At 64.5% G+C, this 15,390-nt stretch carries 17 protein-coding genes and 1 tRNA gene; 16 read left to right on the forward strand and 2 right to left on the reverse strand.

Annotation, left to right across the window (positions count from 1 at the left end; genetic code table 11):
* Positions 1–176: 176 nt before the first annotated feature.
* The 9 genes from IB258_RS21840 to IB258_RS21880 all read left to right on the forward strand — a co-directional run bounded on the left by IB258_RS21840 (position 177) and on the right by IB258_RS21880 (position 7,718).
* Complete coding sequence (locus tag IB258_RS21840) at positions 177–428, forward strand: accessory factor UbiK family protein (protein WP_054458252.1); 252 nt, start codon at positions 177–179, stop codon at positions 426–428.
* Between the two features lie 185 nt (positions 429–613).
* Entirely contained in the window at positions 614–2,143 is a 1,530-nt protein-coding gene (locus IB258_RS21845; protein WP_192353196.1) for a YifB family Mg chelatase-like AAA ATPase, read from the forward strand.
* 340 nt (positions 2,144–2,483) lie between these two features.
* A complete protein-coding gene (gene rpmI / locus IB258_RS21850; RefSeq protein WP_008159912.1) occupies positions 2,484–2,681 on the forward strand; it encodes a 50S ribosomal protein L35 in 198 nt (65 codons plus the stop codon).
* 17 nt (positions 2,682–2,698) lie between these two features.
* On the forward strand, positions 2,699–3,058 hold the full coding sequence (gene rplT, locus IB258_RS21855) for a 50S ribosomal protein L20 (RefSeq protein ID WP_006218741.1): 360 nt from the start codon (positions 2,699–2,701) through the stop codon (positions 3,056–3,058).
* Positions 3,059–3,133: 75 nt separating this feature from the next.
* Entirely contained in the window at positions 3,134–4,156 is a 1,023-nt protein-coding gene (gene pheS, locus IB258_RS21860; protein WP_054458250.1) for a phenylalanine--tRNA ligase subunit alpha, read from the forward strand.
* A gap of 13 nt (positions 4,157–4,169) precedes the next feature.
* Positions 4,170–6,587, forward strand: coding sequence for a phenylalanine--tRNA ligase subunit beta (gene pheT / locus IB258_RS21865; RefSeq protein WP_175161086.1), 2,418 nt, complete (start codon positions 4,170–4,172; stop codon positions 6,585–6,587).
* 3 nt (positions 6,588–6,590) lie between these two features.
* Positions 6,591–6,932 (forward strand): integration host factor subunit alpha, encoded by a 342-nt coding sequence (locus tag IB258_RS21870; protein ID WP_054458248.1) that lies wholly within the window; start codon positions 6,591–6,593, stop codon positions 6,930–6,932.
* A 57-nt stretch (positions 6,933–6,989) separates the two neighbouring features.
* Positions 6,990–7,421 carry a MerR family transcriptional regulator gene (locus IB258_RS21875; RefSeq protein ID WP_054458247.1) on the forward strand — a complete coding sequence of 144 codons (432 nt, stop codon included), beginning with the start codon at positions 6,990–6,992 and terminating at the stop codon, positions 7,419–7,421.
* A 220-nt stretch (positions 7,422–7,641) separates the two neighbouring features.
* Positions 7,642–7,718, forward strand: a tRNA-Pro gene (locus IB258_RS21880).
* A 185-nt stretch (positions 7,719–7,903) separates the two neighbouring features.
* Here IB258_RS21880 and IB258_RS21885 read toward each other — a convergent pair.
* Positions 7,904–8,341, reverse strand: coding sequence for an acetyltransferase (locus IB258_RS21885; protein WP_054458246.1), 438 nt, complete (start codon positions 8,339–8,341; stop codon positions 7,904–7,906).
* Between the two features lie 87 nt (positions 8,342–8,428).
* Here IB258_RS21885 and IB258_RS21890 point away from each other — a divergent pair, with 87 nt between their 5' ends.
* From IB258_RS21890 to IB258_RS21910, 5 genes are all read left to right on the forward strand, one after another.
* The gene (locus tag IB258_RS21890) at positions 8,429–8,866 is read left to right on the forward strand and encodes a hypothetical protein (protein ID WP_119451627.1); all 438 of its coding nucleotides are present in this window, start codon (positions 8,429–8,431) and stop codon (positions 8,864–8,866) included.
* 38 nt (positions 8,867–8,904) lie between these two features.
* Positions 8,905–9,093 (forward strand): hypothetical protein, encoded by a 189-nt coding sequence (locus IB258_RS21895; RefSeq protein ID WP_054458306.1) that lies wholly within the window; start codon positions 8,905–8,907, stop codon positions 9,091–9,093.
* Between the two features lie 101 nt (positions 9,094–9,194).
* Positions 9,195–9,641, forward strand: coding sequence for a hypothetical protein (locus tag IB258_RS21900; RefSeq protein ID WP_192353197.1), 447 nt, complete (start codon positions 9,195–9,197; stop codon positions 9,639–9,641).
* 100 nt (positions 9,642–9,741) lie between these two features.
* Entirely contained in the window at positions 9,742–11,013 is a 1,272-nt protein-coding gene (locus IB258_RS21905; protein ID WP_192353198.1) for a rhomboid family intramembrane serine protease, read from the forward strand.
* 103 nt (positions 11,014–11,116) lie between these two features.
* The gene (locus tag IB258_RS21910; RefSeq protein ID WP_192353199.1) at positions 11,117–11,869 is read left to right on the forward strand and encodes an SDR family oxidoreductase; all 753 of its coding nucleotides are present in this window, start codon (positions 11,117–11,119) and stop codon (positions 11,867–11,869) included.
* A 15-nt stretch (positions 11,870–11,884) separates the two neighbouring features.
* On the opposite strand, the gene IB258_RS21915 is transcribed toward IB258_RS21910, so the two are convergent.
* Positions 11,885–12,751 (reverse strand): spermidine synthase, encoded by an 867-nt coding sequence (locus IB258_RS21915; RefSeq protein WP_192353200.1) that lies wholly within the window; start codon positions 12,749–12,751, stop codon positions 11,885–11,887.
* Positions 12,752–12,993: 242 nt separating this feature from the next.
* Between IB258_RS21915 and IB258_RS21920 the strand changes: the two genes are divergently transcribed.
* Complete coding sequence (locus tag IB258_RS21920) at positions 12,994–13,932, forward strand: SMP-30/gluconolactonase/LRE family protein (RefSeq protein ID WP_192353201.1); 939 nt, start codon at positions 12,994–12,996, stop codon at positions 13,930–13,932.
* A gap of 36 nt (positions 13,933–13,968) precedes the next feature.
* Complete coding sequence (locus IB258_RS21925) at positions 13,969–14,895, forward strand: 3-hydroxyacyl-CoA dehydrogenase family protein (RefSeq protein WP_192353202.1); 927 nt, start codon at positions 13,969–13,971, stop codon at positions 14,893–14,895.
* Positions 14,896–15,390: the final 495 nt, after the last annotated feature.

Below are 15,390 nucleotides of genomic sequence, written 5' to 3' on the forward strand. Positions count from 1 at the left end.
TTGGTAGGGGGTTGCCGCCATGGCAGCCCGGTTTTCTCCTGTGCTTTGAAGGGCGGTCACCGCATGCGGCCCGCCCTCTTTTTTTGGATCGAGGCGGCCCTTTTTTTGCGCGGTCAGTCCGGAAACGGCGTTCCGACGCACTACACTTGAGGCATTAAGAACACAGTGAGGCCGTCATGAACAATCGCACCCAATGGATGGAAGACATCCAGAAGAACATCTCCGACCTGATCGCCCGCAGTCCGGCCGCGGATGTGGAGCGCAATGTGCGCGCGATGATGACGCAGGCATTCTCCAAGCTGGATCTCGTCACGCGCGAGGAATTCGACGTCCAGGCCGACCTGCTGGCGCGCACCCGCGCCCGGGTGGACCAATTGGCCGCGCAGGTGCAGCAGCTGGAGTCGCGCTTGTCCGCGCTGGACAAGTAAGCGCTGGAGGCCGCATCTCGCGGCCGGCAGGAAATGCTTTCCGGAAACGGCCGCGATCAGCGGCCGTTTTCCATTTCCGCGTGCGCATCTGTGGTTGACGGGAGTGATGCTTCTGTCACGGCCGCCGCCGCGCGGGCCTCGCGTTTGCGGATACTGGCGGACCCAACTCTTGCTCGGAGGCCGCCTTGACGCTAGCCGTACTTGCCAGCCGCGCCCTGTGCGGCCTGGATGCCCACGCGGTGCGCGTGGAAACGCATCTGGGCCCGGGCCTGCCCAGCTTCAATGTGGTCGGCCTGCCCGATACCGAAGTGCGCGAAAGCCGCGAGCGCGTGCGCGCCGCCATCTTGAACAGCGGCTTCGAGTTCCCGCCCGGCAGGATCACGGTCAATCTTTCGCCCGCCGACATTCCCAAGGAGTCGGGGCGTTTCGACCTGCCGATCGCCCTGGGCCTGCTGCTGGCCTCCGGCCAGTTGGCCGCGCCGGCGGACGTTCGCGATTCGGAATCGCCCGTTCGGGATCCAGCCTTGGCCGACTTGGTGCTGGCCGGGGAGCTGTCCCTGACCGGCGCGTTGGTGCCGGTCGCGGCGCCGCTGGTCATCGCGCTGAGCGTCGCCCGGGAGGCGCCCGGCGCCACGCTCATCCTGCCTGCGGGCAGCGCCGAGCAGGCCGCCTGGGTTCCCGGGCTGCGCGTGCTGTCGGCGCGCACGCTGGCCGACGTGGCAGCGCACGCCACCGGTGCCTGCCTGTTGTCCAACGCCGTGCCCCGGCCCTGGCCGGCGGCTGCGCCCGGACCCTGCCTGTCGGATGTGCGGGGGCAGCCGGGGGCGCGGCGGGCCTTGGAGGTTGCTGCAGCGGGCGGACATAGCCTGTTGATGATAGGGCCGCCGGGAGCGGGCAAGAGCATGCTGGCGGCGCGCCTGCCGGGCCTGCTGCCGCCGCTGGCGCGCGGCGAGGCGTTGGAAGTGGCCGCCGTCGCCGCGCTGGCTGGCTTGTCCGACGCGCCTGTGGGGCAGCCCCCGTTCCGCGCGCCACACCATTCCGCCACGGCGGCGGCGCTGGTAGGCGGGGGGAGTCGTCCGCGTCCGGGCGAGATCAGCCTCGCGCATCATGGGGTGTTGTTTCTGGATGAGTTGCCAGAGTTCAGCCGCCGTACGTTGGAGGCCCTGCGGGAACCCCTTGAGACGGGCAGGGTGGTCATCGCGCGGGCGCTGCGCGCGGCGCAGTTTCCCGCCCGTTTCCAGTTGGTGGCGGCCATGAACCCGTGCCCTTGCGGGTGGCGCGGGCATCCCGGGCGGCCCTGCGCCTGCACGCCGGATCAGGTGGCGCGCTATGCAGGCAAGATATCGGGCCCGTTGCTGGACCGCATCGACCTGCACGTGGCCTTGCCGCCATCCGACCCCGAATGGATGGGCAAGCCGCCGGGGGAGGCGTCCGGCCCGGTCCGGGAGCGCGTGGCGCGTTGCCGCCAGCGTCAGCAGGCCCGCCAGGGCAAGCCCAACGCCGCGCTGGCGGGGGCGGAACTGGACGAGCATTGCCGCCTGGACGACGAAGGCCAGGCCTTGCTGCTACAGGCCATGCGCCGCCTGTCGGGGTCGGCCCGCGCCATGCACCGTGCGCTGCGGGTGGCGCGTACGATCGCCGATCTGGAAGGGGAGGACGCCCTGGGGGCCCGCCATATTGCCCAGGCGGTACAGTACCGGCGGCCGGGCGTATGACACCCCTCTGTGGCGTTCGCCACCCCTGGGGTTGCGCTTTGCCGGCTGGCTGGCTCGACAAAATGCGGGAAATCACCATATAATCAAAGGCTTTCCCGGATCTGGATCAGATTTGATCTGTTTCTGGGGAGAATCCGCCTGGCAGCAATGCTGGCGGAGCGTACCCCGGAAATGCTTCGGATGTAATCCAGAAGTACCCCGGAAGTACCCCGGAAGTACCCCCAAGAAGTGGCAACAGGTCTCCAAGTTTTGCCGCCATGGAAGGTTTCATCGGCCGTCCATGCGTCAAGCACCTGGCGTCATGCATATCAACAATGAGTGTTTAGTTTAGGGAATCAACATGCCCAAGATGAAAACCAAGAAAAGCGCCTCCAAGCGCTTTAAGGTTCGCGGCAGCGGCTCCATCAAGCGCGGTCAGGCGTTCAAGCGCCACATTCTGACCAAGAAGACCACCAAGGCCAAGCGTCAACTGCGCGGCTCGGCAGCGGTCCATGACTCCAACGTGGCCTCCGTCAAGGCCATGATGCCTTTCGCTTGATCTAAGGGAGATCTACTATGCCTCGCGTCAAACGCGGCGTAACCGCCCGCGCACGTCACAAAAAAGTCATTGCCGCCGCCAAGGGTTACCGTGGCCGCCGCGGTAATGTGTTCCGTATTGCCAAGCAAGCAGTCATGCGCGCTGGCCAATACGCCTACCGCGACCGTCGTAACAAGAAGCGCACGTTCCGTGCTCTGTGGATCACGCGTATCAACGCCGCCGTCCGCGAACATGGCGTCAGCTACAGCGTGTTCATCGCCGGCCTGAAGAAGGCTTCGATCGAACTCGACCGCAAGGTTCTGGCCGACCTGGCCGTGCGCGACAAGGCCGGCTTTGCCGCCATCGTGCAGCAAGCCAAGGCTGCCTTGGCTGCCTGATCGCGCTTTAACTCATCGCGCATCGCTGCAAACGGGGCTGTAATGGCCCCGTTTGCGTTTTGAAGGCTGGATTTCATGACTCAAACGGTTGACGACCTGGTCTCCCAGGCGCAAGAACGCTTCGCCGCGGCCTCCGATGCCGCCGCGCTGGAAAATGCAAAGGCTCGGTTCCTGGGCAAGGAAGGCGCGCTGACGGTGCTGCTCAAAGCCCTCGGCAAGCTCGACCCGGAGCAGAAGCGCGAGATGGGCGCCCGGATCAATCAGGCCAAGCAAAGGGTCGAAGAGCTGCTGAACCTGCGCCGCGCGGCGCTGGCACAGGCTGAACTGGACGCCCGCCTGGCATCCGAAACCATTGACGTCACCCTCCCGGGCCGCGGCCGCGCGCCGGGCGGCATCCATCCGGTGATCCGGACCTGGGAACGCGTGGAAGAGATCTTCCGTTCCATAGGCTTCGACGTGGCCGACGGCCCCGAAGTGGAAAACGACTGGACCAATTTCACTGCTTTGAACAGCCCGCTGGACCATCCTGCGCGCTCCATGCATGACACGTTCTACGTCGACATGCAGGACGCCGAAGGCCAGCCGCTGCTGCTGCGCACGCACACCAGCCCCATGCAGGTGCGTTACGCCCGCATGCATAAGCCGCCCATCAAGGTCATCGCACCGGGCCGCACCTACCGCGTCGATAGCGACGCTACGCACTCGCCCATGTTCCACCAGGTGGAAGGGCTCTGGATCGCCGAGGACATTTCGTTCGCCGACCTGAAGGGCGTGTACACCGATTTCCTGCGCTGCTTCTTTGAAACCGACGACCTGGCCGTGCGTTTCCGCCCGTCGTTCTTCCCGTTCACGGAACCGTCCGCCGAAATCGACATGATGTTCACCTCGGGGCCGAACCGCGGCCGCTGGCTGGAGATTTCCGGCTCGGGCCAGGTGCATCCGCAAGTGGTGCGCAACTTCGGCCTCGATCCCGAACGCTACATCGGCTTTGCCTTCGGTTCCGGACTTGAGCGCCTGACCATGTTGCGCTACGGCGTCAACGATCTGCGCCAGTTCTACGAAGGCGATTTGCGCTTCCTGCGCCAGTTCAACGAATAACAGACGGCTGATCATGCAATTTCCCGAATCCTGGCTGCGTACGCTGGTCAACCCCGCTATCGCCACCGATGAACTTGCACACCGGCTCACCATGGCCGGCCTGGAAGTCGAAGACACCGTGCCCGCCGCGCCCGCCTTCAGCGGCGTGGTCGTGGGCCACATCGTCGAAATCGCGCCCCATCCCGACGCCGACAAGCTGCGCGTCTGCAAAGTGGACGACGGCGCCGGCGAACTGCTGCAGATCGTGTGCGGCGCGCCCAACGCCGCTGCCGGCCTGAAGGTGCCGCTCGCGCGCGTCGGCGCCGAGCTGCCTGGCGGCATGAAGATCGGCGTGGCCAAGATGCGCGGCGTGCAGTCCTCGGGCATGTTGTGCTCGGCCCGCGAACTGGGACTGTCGCAAGACCATGCAGGCCTTTTGGAACTGCCCGCCGACATGACGCCGGGCCAGTCGATCCGCGAGGCGCTGAATCTGGACGACACGCTCTTCACGCTGAAGATGACGCCCAACCGCGCCGACTGCCTGTCCATCCTGGGCGTGGCGCGCGAAGTGGCCGCCCTGACCGGTGCGCCGCTGTCGGTACCCACCGCTGTCGCTGTGCCGGTCACGCTGGACGAGCGCCTGCCGGTCAAGGTCGAGGCGCCTGATCTGTGCGGCCGTTTTGGCGGCCGCGTGATCCGCGGCGTCAACGCCCGCGCAGCGACTCCCGAATGGATGAAGACGCGCCTGGAGCGCGCCGGCCAACGCTCGGTATCGGCGCTGGTGGACATCTCCAACTACGTCATGCTCGAACTGGGGCGTCCGTCGCACGTGTTCGACCTGGACAAGATCCGCGGCGACCTCAGCGTGCGCTGGGCCCGCGAAGGCGAAACGCTCGAACTGCTGAACGGCCAGACCGTCACGCTGGATTCGACGGTGGGCGTGGTGGTCGCTGGCGATCAGGTGGAGAGCCTGGCCGGCATCATGGGCGGCGAAGCCACCTCGGTCACGCTCGACACTCGCAACATCTATCTGGAAGCCGCGTTCTGGTGGCCGCAGTCGCTCGCCGGCCGCGCGCGCCGCTACAAGTTCAGCTCGGAAGCCAGCCACCGCGGCGAGCGCGGCGTGGACTACGCCACCATCCCCGAGCACATCGAATTCATCACGCGCCTGATCATTGACATCTGCGGCGGCGAAGCCGGTCCGCTGGATGACCAGATCATCAACTTGCCCAAGCGCGAGCCCGTGCGCATGCGCCTGGCGCGTTGCCACCGCGTGCTGGGCGTGCCCGTCACGCAAGCCGAAGTCGCCAAGATCTTCGGCAGCCTGGGGCTGGACTTCAAGATCGAGGGCGACGACTTCATCGTCACGCCGCCTTCCTACCGCTTCGATCTGGAACTTGAAGAAGACCTGATCGAGGAAGTGGCCCGTATCTACGGTTTCGAGAACATCCCCGTGGAGCCGCCGATGGCGCGCGCCAAGATGTTCTCGCAGCCGGAAATCCGTCGTGGCGCCCATGCGCTGCGTCGCCTGGCTGCCGCGCAGGACTACCAGGAAGTCGTGAACTACAGCTTCGTTGAAGCCGACTGGGAACGCGACTATGCCGGCAACGAAACGCCGGTGCGCCTGGTCAATCCGATCGCCAGCCATCTGTCGGTCATGCGCTCCAGCCTGATCGGCAGCCTGGTCGCCAACATCCGCCATAACGCCAACCGCAAGCAGACGCGCGTGCGTCTGTTCGAACTGGGCCGCGTGTTCATGCGCGATGCGTCCGTTCAGGACGGCCCGCTGGAAGTGGCCGGCGTGCGCCAGCCCATGAAGCTGGCCGGCGCGGCCTGGGGACCGGCCGTGGAAGAGCAGTGGGGCGTGGCGACCCGCCAGGTGGATTTCTATGATGTGAAGATGGATGTCGAGGCGCTGTTCGGCGCGCGCGGCAGCCGCCTGCGCTTCGAAGCCGCCTCGCATCCCGCCCTGCATCCGGGCCGCAGCGCCCGCATCGAGCTGGACGGCAAGCATGTCGGCTGGATCGGCGAACTGCATCCGCGCTGGGCTCAGCAGGCCGACCTGGCGCATGCGCCTGTCGTGTTCGAACTGGACGCCGCAGCCTTGTCCGAAGGCGAACTGCCGCAAGTGCGCGAACTCTCGCGCCAGCCCATCGTGGTGCGCGACCTGGCGCTGTGGGTCGATGCCCACGTGTCGGCGCAATCCATGCTCGACACCGTCGCCGCGGTCGTGAAGGCGGATCCGCAACTGTCGGTGGTGCAGGACGCGCGCCTGTTCGACGTGTGGCGCGAGAAGGCCCACGGCAGCGAACCCGTCACCGAGAAAAGCCTTGCTTTCCGTTTCTGGCTACAGGACACTGAGGTCACGCTGGACGAGGCCCGCGTGGCGGATTGCCTGGCACGCATCAAGGAAGCCTTGGTGGCTGCGCACGGCGCTCGCCAACGCGCTTGAACCATGGGGAACAGTATGCTTGCTGCCGAGCCGCGCACTCTGACCAAGGCTGAACTGGCCGAACTGCTCTTCGAGCGGGTCGGCCTGAACAAGCGCGAAGCCAAGGACATCGTCGATACCTTCTTCGAGGAAATCCGCGACGCCTTGGCGCGCGGTGATTCCGTCAAGCTCTCCGGCTTCGGCAACTTCCAGGTGCGCGACAAGCCGCCGCGCCCTGGCCGCAATCCCAAGACCGGCGAGACCATCCCCATCGCCGCGCGCCGCGTGGTCACCTTCCACGCAAGCCAGAAGCTCAAGAGCGTGGTGGAACAGGCCGCGCCCGCAGCACCCGACGCCGAGGAGTGATACGCTTTGTCGGCAATTGTTATCGGCACCTGACGCATCGCGGCATAAAATCCCCTTATGACACGTACCGAATCCACCGTTACCTTACCGCCCATTCCCGCCAAGCGTTACTTCACCATCGGTGAAGTCAGCGACCTGTGTGGCGTCAAGCCCCATGTCTTGCGGTATTGGGAACAGGAATTCACGCAGCTCAAGCCGGTGAAGCGGCGCGGCAACCGCCGCTACTACCAGCATCACGAAGTGCTGCTGATCCGCCGCATCCGCTCGCTGCTGTATGAGCAAGGCTTCACGATCAGCGGCGCGCGCAATCGCCTGGGCGATGCGCGCGACGTGCCGCATGATCAGGACGCGGCAGTGCGCCTATCGGGCGCCGAAATGCAAGCCCTGCGCAATGAACTTGGCAACGTCTCGACGATGCTGGCCGAAGCCTTGGGCACGGCGGCAAACGCAGCAGGCGCAAGCGCCAGCAACGTCAGCCCTGCGGCCTGATCGTCGGCGCATCGTCTTCCCCATATGGTTTGAACGCAGTACCAGCAACGCGCGGCGCAAGCCGCGCGTTGCATTGAGCAGTACCTCGCGCAGCAATCATCGATGCGCATGCGGTTGATGCAATGGATGAACGCAGCGCGAAAATTTTTTTGAGTATTCAGCACTTTTTTTGCACGAATGCGTGCAAACAATTTTTTGTTCTGCTATACTCTTTTTCTTTCGGGGCGTAGCGCAGCCTGGTAGCGCACTTGCATGGGGTGCAAGGGGTCGCGAGTTCGAATCCCGCCGTCCCGACCAGTAGTTCCAAAGGCCGTCAGTGAGAAATCACTGACGGCCTTTTCATTTTTGTTGGCCTGATATCAGCGAGCGCGGTGCAAGCGCGTTATGCCAATGGCTGATAAAAAACTGCCGGCGTAAAACGGCGCCCTGGCAAAGTGTCAGCCATGGAAAAAGCCACCCGCAGGTGGCTTTGTTTTTTCCGATCAGCTCCGATACTCCAGATGGATCAACGGGTAGGCCCTGCCTTGATCATCAAGCGGCGAACGGCCCGTGCGCTTGAAGCCCATCCTTTCATAGAAGCCCACCGCCTGGCCGTTCTGTTCATTGACGTCCGTCGTCATGTTGGGATGGAGGGATAGGCCGTGCCGCACCAGCGCGGCGCCTATGCCGGTTCCGCGGCAGGCGGGATCGACGAACAGCGCTTGCATGTGGCCGTTGTCGATGAGCATGAATGCCTGGGGGTAGTCGCGGGCGTCGACCGCAAGCCAGAGCGGCACTTGCGGGAGAAAACCGCACACCATCTCGTCGATGGCCTGGCGATCCTCGGGTGAAAGAAAGTCGTGCGTGGCGTCTACCGCGCTGCGCCAGATTTCGACTGCGCGCGCGCCTTCGTCGGGGCGGGAGGTTCTTATCGTAATCATCCTCGCAGCGTATTTGATTTCTTTTTGCGGCGTCAAATTGACGAACCCGAATGGGTACACTGGGACGCTCTTCGACTAGGAAAAGAAATGGCGCAACAGAATGCCGTGAAGAACAAGGCGCGTCGTCGCATGCCTGACGGCCGCCGCTTTTGGTTTATCAGCCTGCTGGGCATCATTGTGACCTGCAGCCCAGATATCCTAGATGCATTGCGAGGCCAATTCGGGCCGGCGCAACGGCTGGTGATCCCGGCGCTGCTGCTGTATTGGCTGTATCGGGGCAGCGAATGGGCGCGCTGGATCTTGATGGTCCTGCTGCTCGGCATCGGTGCGATGAATCTCTACCTGCTGACGGGCATGCTCAAGTATTCCGCCCATCTGTGGTTGCATGCTTACGTCGCCAGCGCTGCGATGGTCCTGACCGGGTTCTATCTGGCATTGGCGAAGAAGGACTTCACGCGTTACTGCAGCCATGTCGCTGTGCGAAACGCCCGCAAGGCAGCCGCGCGGCAGGCGGAACCTCGTTAAAACGCCAGATTGGAAACGTGGAGTGGGAGGAAGTGCCGGTGCTGTACGTGGTCTTGTGGAGCGTGTTGGCGCTAGCTGCATTCACTGGCAGCCTGTTCGTCTTCTGGACGCGGCCGTTCCAGTTCAAGGAGCAGGGCGCGGGGCCGGACTATCGGCCGTCTGCCGGTATCGCAGGGGCCTTGATGACGATCGCCGTTCTCGCGCTGGTGATTGCGCTGACCGTATGACCGCGATCGGTTACGCGCCTGAATGGTATAAGTGCGCGGCAGCGCAATTGCGGTGCGATTGACGGTCAGTGATAACTCCAGGCGGTATGCGGATGAAAGTCATGAGAAGTCTTGCGGTGCTCCTTTTGCTGGCGCTACAGGCGGCCAGCGCTGTCGCTGAAACGCAAGCGGACACGTCGATCTCGCGTGTGGTGGAGGGCGGCCGCTGGACCGACGGCGCGGCCACGGGCGCGTACCGGATCGTCGTGGAAGGGGTAGGGTTCGAGCACGTCAGCTGCCGCATACGGATTCAATGGGTCGCTTCCACGGCCGCAGGCCGTCCCGCCAAGCTCGTTGCGGAACAGACCTTCGAGGAACTCTCGACCACCTTCTGGAGCTGCGGGCAGGGCAAGCAGAGCGTACTCGTCGCCGGCAATGTTTTGAAAGTGCAGGCCACGCACGCGTATTCCGGTGAGCCCTGCACATTTACGGCAAAGCTCGGCAAGCCGGGCCGATATCAATACGCGGGATGCCGCAACGAGGAACCGGCGCCCAAGACTGGCGGCTGAATCGTTTGCTGCACCCATGCATGGCGCGCTTACCTCGGCCTTCTGCAGCATGGCGCGCTGCTTGGTTAAGATAAAGCCCACTCTTCGATATGCCTATTTGATGCCTCCATTCCAACGCACGTCCCTGCTCAAAAGAATATTCGCCAGCAAGATCACGCTTCTGCTGATTGCCTGCAATGTCGCGGTGTACGGCGTGGCGGGATTTTTAGACTCGCGCGCGTTCGAGAGCCTGAGCCAAACCTCGTTCCTGATCGATTGGGGCGGCAACGTACCGGCCTTGACCTTGTCCGGGGAATACTGGCGCCTGTTCACCAGCATGTTCCTGCACATCGGCTTCCTGCACCTGGCAATCAACATGCTGGCGCTGTGGTCGCTGGGGATCATCCTGGAGGCGCGCATGCGTTCCGGGGTGTTCCTGGGCGTGTATCTGCTGTCGGGCCTATGTGGCAGCCTGGTCACCGCGTTATGGCATCGCGACGAGTTTTTCCTGAGCTGCGGGGCGTCTGGCGCAATCCTGGGCATTTTCGGGGCCGCGATCGTTTACGGCTTGCATGACCGGCGTATGGGCCGGCCCCACATCCCGCCCGGCAATCTGCTGTTCAGCCTGGTGCTGACCTTCGGCGCGGGCTTCGCGTTCGACGTCGACAACGCGGCGCACCTGGGCGGCTTGCTGTCGGGAGCGCTGCTCGCGGGCATCGCGCTGTATGCCGAGCGCTTGCGGCCCACCATGGCGGCGGTGGTCCTGGCCGCGACGGGCATGTTCGGCGCCGCAGCGCTGGTTGCGGTGACGCTCGGCAGTCATGATCGCGACATGCAGGAACAGCTTGCCGCCGCGCAGTTTGGGCGCACGCTGGGAAAAATGGGATTGCTGGGCTCGGATCGGGCGCTGTGGAAAGCGTCGTCGCTGGATGAGTGCATTGCCGGCGCGTTGTCCGCCGCTGTGCGCGACGGATCGCAAACGTCGGATCTGCGAGGTTGCGCGAAACCCGGCGACAGGGATCTAGCCTTGTTGGCGAGGTTCATGCCGCAGCAATACGAACGCTGCCATGCGCAGATCGCAGGGTTGCGGAAACTCTACCCGGCTGCCGCTGCGCAGGAGGCGTTGACCGCGGCAGACCAGTACTGCGAACTTCAGACTCGGCTCTATGGCGCGGTCTTTCAAAAAGACGCCGCTGAGCTCGATCCTGAAAAGGCGCGCCAGACACGTTTGAAGATGAACTTCCTGCTCGACACGAGGGGAATGTACCGGACCGATTCAGCGCAATTGCGGGCGCAGGCAGCGGCCTTGAAGGCGATACTCCGGCGGCCAGGTGAACTCGCGCTGGCGGTCATCAGCCGGTCTGGTTGCCCCTATTGGAGTTGCGAGCGCTAGCGCCTGCGATCAGGGGCATACGCAAACGCAGCAATAAACGGGAGGACAAGGCGCGTTCGCATTCGTAGGATGCAGGCATCATTCATGCCTGGAGCAGACGCCGATGTCTTTATCTCTTGCTGGAAAAGTGGCTTTGGTCACGGGCGCGTCCTCGGGCATCGGGCGCGCCGTGGCGTTGCGCCTGGCCGCCGAGGGCGCGGCGCTGGTGCTGACGGCCAGACGCCGTGATCTGCTGGAGCAGGTGGCCGTTGAGATCAGGAGCGCCGGCGGGCGGGCCTGCGTTGCTGCGGGAGATGTCGCCTTGCCGGACACGCACAGACTGGCGGTGCAGTACGCCCAGCGCGAGTTCGGCGGCCTGGACATCGCGATAAACAATGCCGGCACCATCGGGCCCTTCAAGCCGCTTGCGGAAGTTGCCCTGGAAGAATGGGAGCATACGCTGAGCGTCAATCTCACGGCGGCGTTCCTGGGCGCGCGCCATCAGATTCCGGCCATGCTGGAGCGGGGCGGCGGCGCGCTGGTCTTCGTGTCCAGTTTTGTGGGGACGAGCGTGGGCCTGCCCGGCATGACGGCCTACGGCACGTCCAAAGCCGCGCTGATGGGCTTGGTCAAGGGCATTACTGCGGACTATGCCGCGCAAGGCATCCGCGCCAATGCGCTCTTGCCTGGCGGAGTGGACACCGAGATGGCCGGGAGCCAGGAGCAGAAGGACTGGGCGGCCGGCCTGCATGCCATGAAGCGGATTGCGCGCGCAGATGAAATCGCCTCGGCGGCGCTGTTCCTGGCCAGCCCGATGGCAAGCTTCGTGACCGGGTCCGCGCTCTATGCGGATGGCGGCAACTCCGCCGTGAAGTGAGCGCGCCGTCCAGGCTCAATCGCGCAAGACGGGTGCGTCGTCGGCAATCGCCTGTCGGCGCGAGTACATCTCCAGGGCTTCCTCGGCATTGACGCCCAACGGCCCGAGAACGGCATCCAGCGCCTTGGCATTGCGGGCAAGCTGATCGCGGCCGGGCAGTTCACCGTTGACCGCCATGATGACGCGATTGCCCGTTTGCAGATTGAAGAATTCTCCGAACACCGCGGCATAGGTCGCCGATTCGCGTGCATAGAGCTGGCTCTCGGTGAAGGTGTTCGCCACCGCCACGCCGCCCGGCGCGAGGATGCCGCGCACGTGTTGCAGGAATTCCAGCGTCATCAGATGTTCGGGGATGTAGTCGACGTCGAACGCGTCCAGCATCACCATGTCGTATTGCAGGCCGTCGCGATGGGCGCGTTCGATGTAGGCGCGGCCATCTTCCAGAAAGAGGCGTTGCGCGGGGCCTTCCTGGTAACCGAAGTAGCGCGCCGCGACCTTGCTCACGGCGGGATCGATTTCCACGGTATCGATGACGGTATCGGGCAGGAGCGCGGCCAGGGTCTTTTGCAGTGTGGCGCCGCCCAATCCGACGATCAGGATGTTGCGCGGCTTGGGATTGATGTAGAGCGCGGTCATCATCATGCGCGTGTAGGAAAACACCAGCTGCCCGGGATGCTCGAGGCTCATGCAGGTCTGGCGGCCGACGTCGTGCATGGAGTTGAAGTTCATGCAGCGCTCGCCGTTTTCCTCGAACACGAGCAGTTTGCCGAACTGCGAATCTTCGCTGTGGATCAGCTTGGGGCCGCCCGTACCTCGCAGCAGCACCAAGGCGGCGCCGGCGATGACGAGGACGAGAATGGCGCGGAGGGCAACACGGAGCATTTGGCGGCAAGCAACAGGTAGGGGACGCGTCATCGTATCGTGGGCCGGGTCCACCGCGCGGACGCTGGCGTGAATCCCCTGGCGGCAAGACGCCGGCGGCGTCGCGACGGCAGGAATCAACGATCGGTTTTATTGAAAGACTCGTTCGATATATTTCATTTCCTTAAATGCTCGGCTCTCCTTAGAATTTCGCTCGAAACGGGGCGCATAGATTCCCGTCCGGTAAATCAGAGGAGACCTGCATGTTCTACGATCCCGTCCCCAGGATTCAAGCCAGCGTATACGCCCGGCTGCCCGACGAGCTGAAGTGGCAGGGTCAGGACCTGAACGAGTGGGTCGCTGGCCAGCCGCAGGGCAATCCGCCGCGCTCGTTGCTGGAAGGGCCGTCCTTCGGGCCAGACGGCCTGCTGTATTGCGTGGACGTCATCAACGGCCGCATCCTGCGGGTCGATGCGCGTGGCGAATTCGAGCCGCTCGTACAGTACGACGGCTGGCCCAACGGCCTGAAGTTCCATCGCGACGGCCGCGTCTTCATCGCCGACTACAAGCACGGCATCATGCAGTTCGACCTCGAGCGCCGCGAGGTGCGCCCGCTGCTCGAGCGCTACAACATCGAGCGCTTCAAGGGCGTGAACGACCTGTTCTTCTCGCAGGCGGGGGATCTCTATTTCACCGACCAGGGCATGACCGGCTGGCAGGATCCGACTGGCCGCCTGTTCCGCCTGCGGCCGGACGGCAAGCTGGACTGCCTGCTTGATTGCATACCCAGCCCCAACGGCCTGGTGATGGATCTGGACGAGCACGCGCTGTATGTGGCGGCGACGCGGGCCAACGCGATCTGGAAGGTGCCGCTGCTGCGCAACGGTCAGGTCGGCAAGGTGGGCACGTTCATCCAGATGTCGGGCGGCGGCGGCCCGGATGGCCTGGCGCTGGATGCGAAGGGCGGACTGTGCATTGCCCACGTGGGTCTGGGCACCGTCTGGTGCATGGATCCGTTGGGCCAGCCGGCTTTGCGCATCCAGTCTCCCGAGGGGCTGCACACCACCAACCTGGCCTTCGGGGGAGCCGCGGGCCGCACGCTTTACATCACCGAGTCCAGTTCGGCCAGCATCCTGCGCGTCGAACTCGATGTAGCGGGCAAGCCGATGTACCTGCCGGCGCCGGCCCCGCAGGCGCTCTGAGTACCACATACCCCAACTACCAAAAGGACGGAACAGATGGATCAGGCAATTGTGCTGGGCGCGGGCACCATGGGGGCCGACGTCGCCGCCGGTTTTCATGCGGCCGGCTGGCGTGTATGGCTGGTGGAGCCCGACGCGGCGGCGCGCGCGGCGGCCACGCGGCGCGTGAACGACTCCAGCGAAATGATCGGCGGGCAGGCGGACGCCGGGCGCATCGTCACCAGCGCAACCATGGAAGAAATCGACTGGAACGATACCCGCATCGTGGTCGAGTGCGTGCCCGAACTGCTGGAAGCCAAGCGTGCCGTATTCGCTCGCCTGGAACAGCTGGCGCCCGCTTCGATTCCCTTGACCAGCAATTCGTCGAGCTTTCCCATCAGCGCCATCGGCGAGGGCCTGCAGACCCGCGCACGCATGGTGGGTCTGCATTACTTCATGCCGGCCCATCTGGTGCCCGCCGTGGAAGTGATACGCGGAGAGGCTACCGATGAAGCCATGGCCCAGGAAGTCAGCCGCATCATGCGCGATACCGGCAAGAAGCCGGTGCAGGTCAAGCGCGACGTGCCGGGGTTTCTTGCCAACCGCATCCAGCATGCGCTGATGCGCGAGGCGATCGCGCTGGTCGAGGAAGGCTTCGCGTCCGCCGAGGACGTGGATACCGCCGTGCGCTACGGGTTCGGATTCCGCTACATCGCGGCCGGCCCGCTGCTGCAGAAGGATCTGGCCGGCATCGACATCCATTGCGCGGCGGCCGCGACGATGTATCCGCACCTGCGTACGGACGACAGGCCCAGCGCGCTCATGCGCGAGCTGGTCGAGCAGGGCAACATAGGCGTCAAGTCGCCTTCCCTGAAGGGCTTCTATCAATGGACGCCGGACCGCGTCGCCCAGGAGCAGCGGCGCTACCAGGTCGCCTTGGGCAAGGCCATGCAGATCCTGAAAGATGAAGAGGCGCTGGCCTGACGCAGACTGTCGCGGAGCGGCAGGGCTTCGAACTTGCGGATGTCGGGGTTCTTTAGCCGCCGAGGCTGCCCTGCGCCATTCCGATGCTCGCCCCGGCGGGGCTGCGCTTCGGATGGCTCCGGGGTCCTCGGCTGCCAGTCGCCTAATGCGTTGGTTTCAGCCGCCGTTCATGGGCAGATGCCGTGAGCCGGTGTCCGGGCGGAGGGATCCGAAGCGCAGCCCCACCGGGGCGAGCATCGGAATCCCGCAGTCCGGACGCCGGCGGCTTAAGAACCCTGCCGCACAAAAAAACCCAGCCTCACAAAACCGAGGCGGCAGGGCTTCGAGCTCGCGGATGTCAGGGTTCTTTAGCCGCCGAGGCTGCCCTGCGCCATTCCGATGCTCGTCCCGGCGGGGCTGCGCTTCGGATGGCTCCGGGGTCCTCGGCTGGCAGTCGCCTGATGCGGTGGCTTCAGACCACGTTCCTGGGTAGACACCGTGAGCCGGTGTCCGGAC

Origin of the sequence: Achromobacter sp. ACM02 (assembly GCF_014851605.1) — a bacterium.
GTDB classification, from domain to species: domain Bacteria; phylum Pseudomonadota; class Gammaproteobacteria; order Burkholderiales; family Burkholderiaceae_B; genus Achromobacter; species Achromobacter aegrifaciens.

Bases quoted from the DNA above. Each gene is read 5' to 3' on its own strand.
- IB258_RS21875 (WP_054458247.1), top strand. From the start codon at position 6,990: ATGACACGTACCGAATCCACCGTTACCTTACCGCCCATTCCCGCCAAG.
- rplT (WP_006218741.1), top strand. From the start codon at position 2,699: ATGCCTCGCGTCAAACGCGGCGTAACCGCCCGCGCACGTCACAAAAAA.
- IB258_RS21905 (WP_192353198.1), top strand. From the start codon at position 9,742: ATGCCTCCATTCCAACGCACGTCCCTGCTCAAAAGAATATTCGCCAGC.
- IB258_RS21920 (WP_192353201.1), top strand. From the start codon at position 12,994: ATGTTCTACGATCCCGTCCCCAGGATTCAAGCCAGCGTATACGCCCGG.
- IB258_RS21900 (WP_192353197.1), top strand. From the start codon at position 9,195: ATGAGAAGTCTTGCGGTGCTCCTTTTGCTGGCGCTACAGGCGGCCAGC.
- IB258_RS21915 (WP_192353200.1), bottom strand. From the start codon at position 12,751: ATGCTCCGTGTTGCCCTCCGCGCCATTCTCGTCCTCGTCATCGCCGGC.
- IB258_RS21840 (WP_054458252.1), top strand. From the start codon at position 177: ATGAACAATCGCACCCAATGGATGGAAGACATCCAGAAGAACATCTCC.
- IB258_RS21870 (WP_054458248.1), top strand. From the start codon at position 6,591: ATGGGGAACAGTATGCTTGCTGCCGAGCCGCGCACTCTGACCAAGGCT.
- IB258_RS21910 (WP_192353199.1), top strand. From the start codon at position 11,117: ATGTCTTTATCTCTTGCTGGAAAAGTGGCTTTGGTCACGGGCGCGTCC.
- pheS (WP_054458250.1), top strand. From the start codon at position 3,134: ATGACTCAAACGGTTGACGACCTGGTCTCCCAGGCGCAAGAACGCTTC.
- rpmI (WP_008159912.1), top strand. From the start codon at position 2,484: ATGCCCAAGATGAAAACCAAGAAAAGCGCCTCCAAGCGCTTTAAGGTT.
- IB258_RS21925 (WP_192353202.1), top strand. From the start codon at position 13,969: ATGGATCAGGCAATTGTGCTGGGCGCGGGCACCATGGGGGCCGACGTC.
- pheT (WP_175161086.1), top strand. From the start codon at position 4,170: ATGCAATTTCCCGAATCCTGGCTGCGTACGCTGGTCAACCCCGCTATC.
- IB258_RS21885 (WP_054458246.1), bottom strand. From the start codon at position 8,341: ATGATTACGATAAGAACCTCCCGCCCCGACGAAGGCGCGCGCGCAGTC.
- IB258_RS21890 (WP_119451627.1), top strand. From the start codon at position 8,429: ATGGCGCAACAGAATGCCGTGAAGAACAAGGCGCGTCGTCGCATGCCT.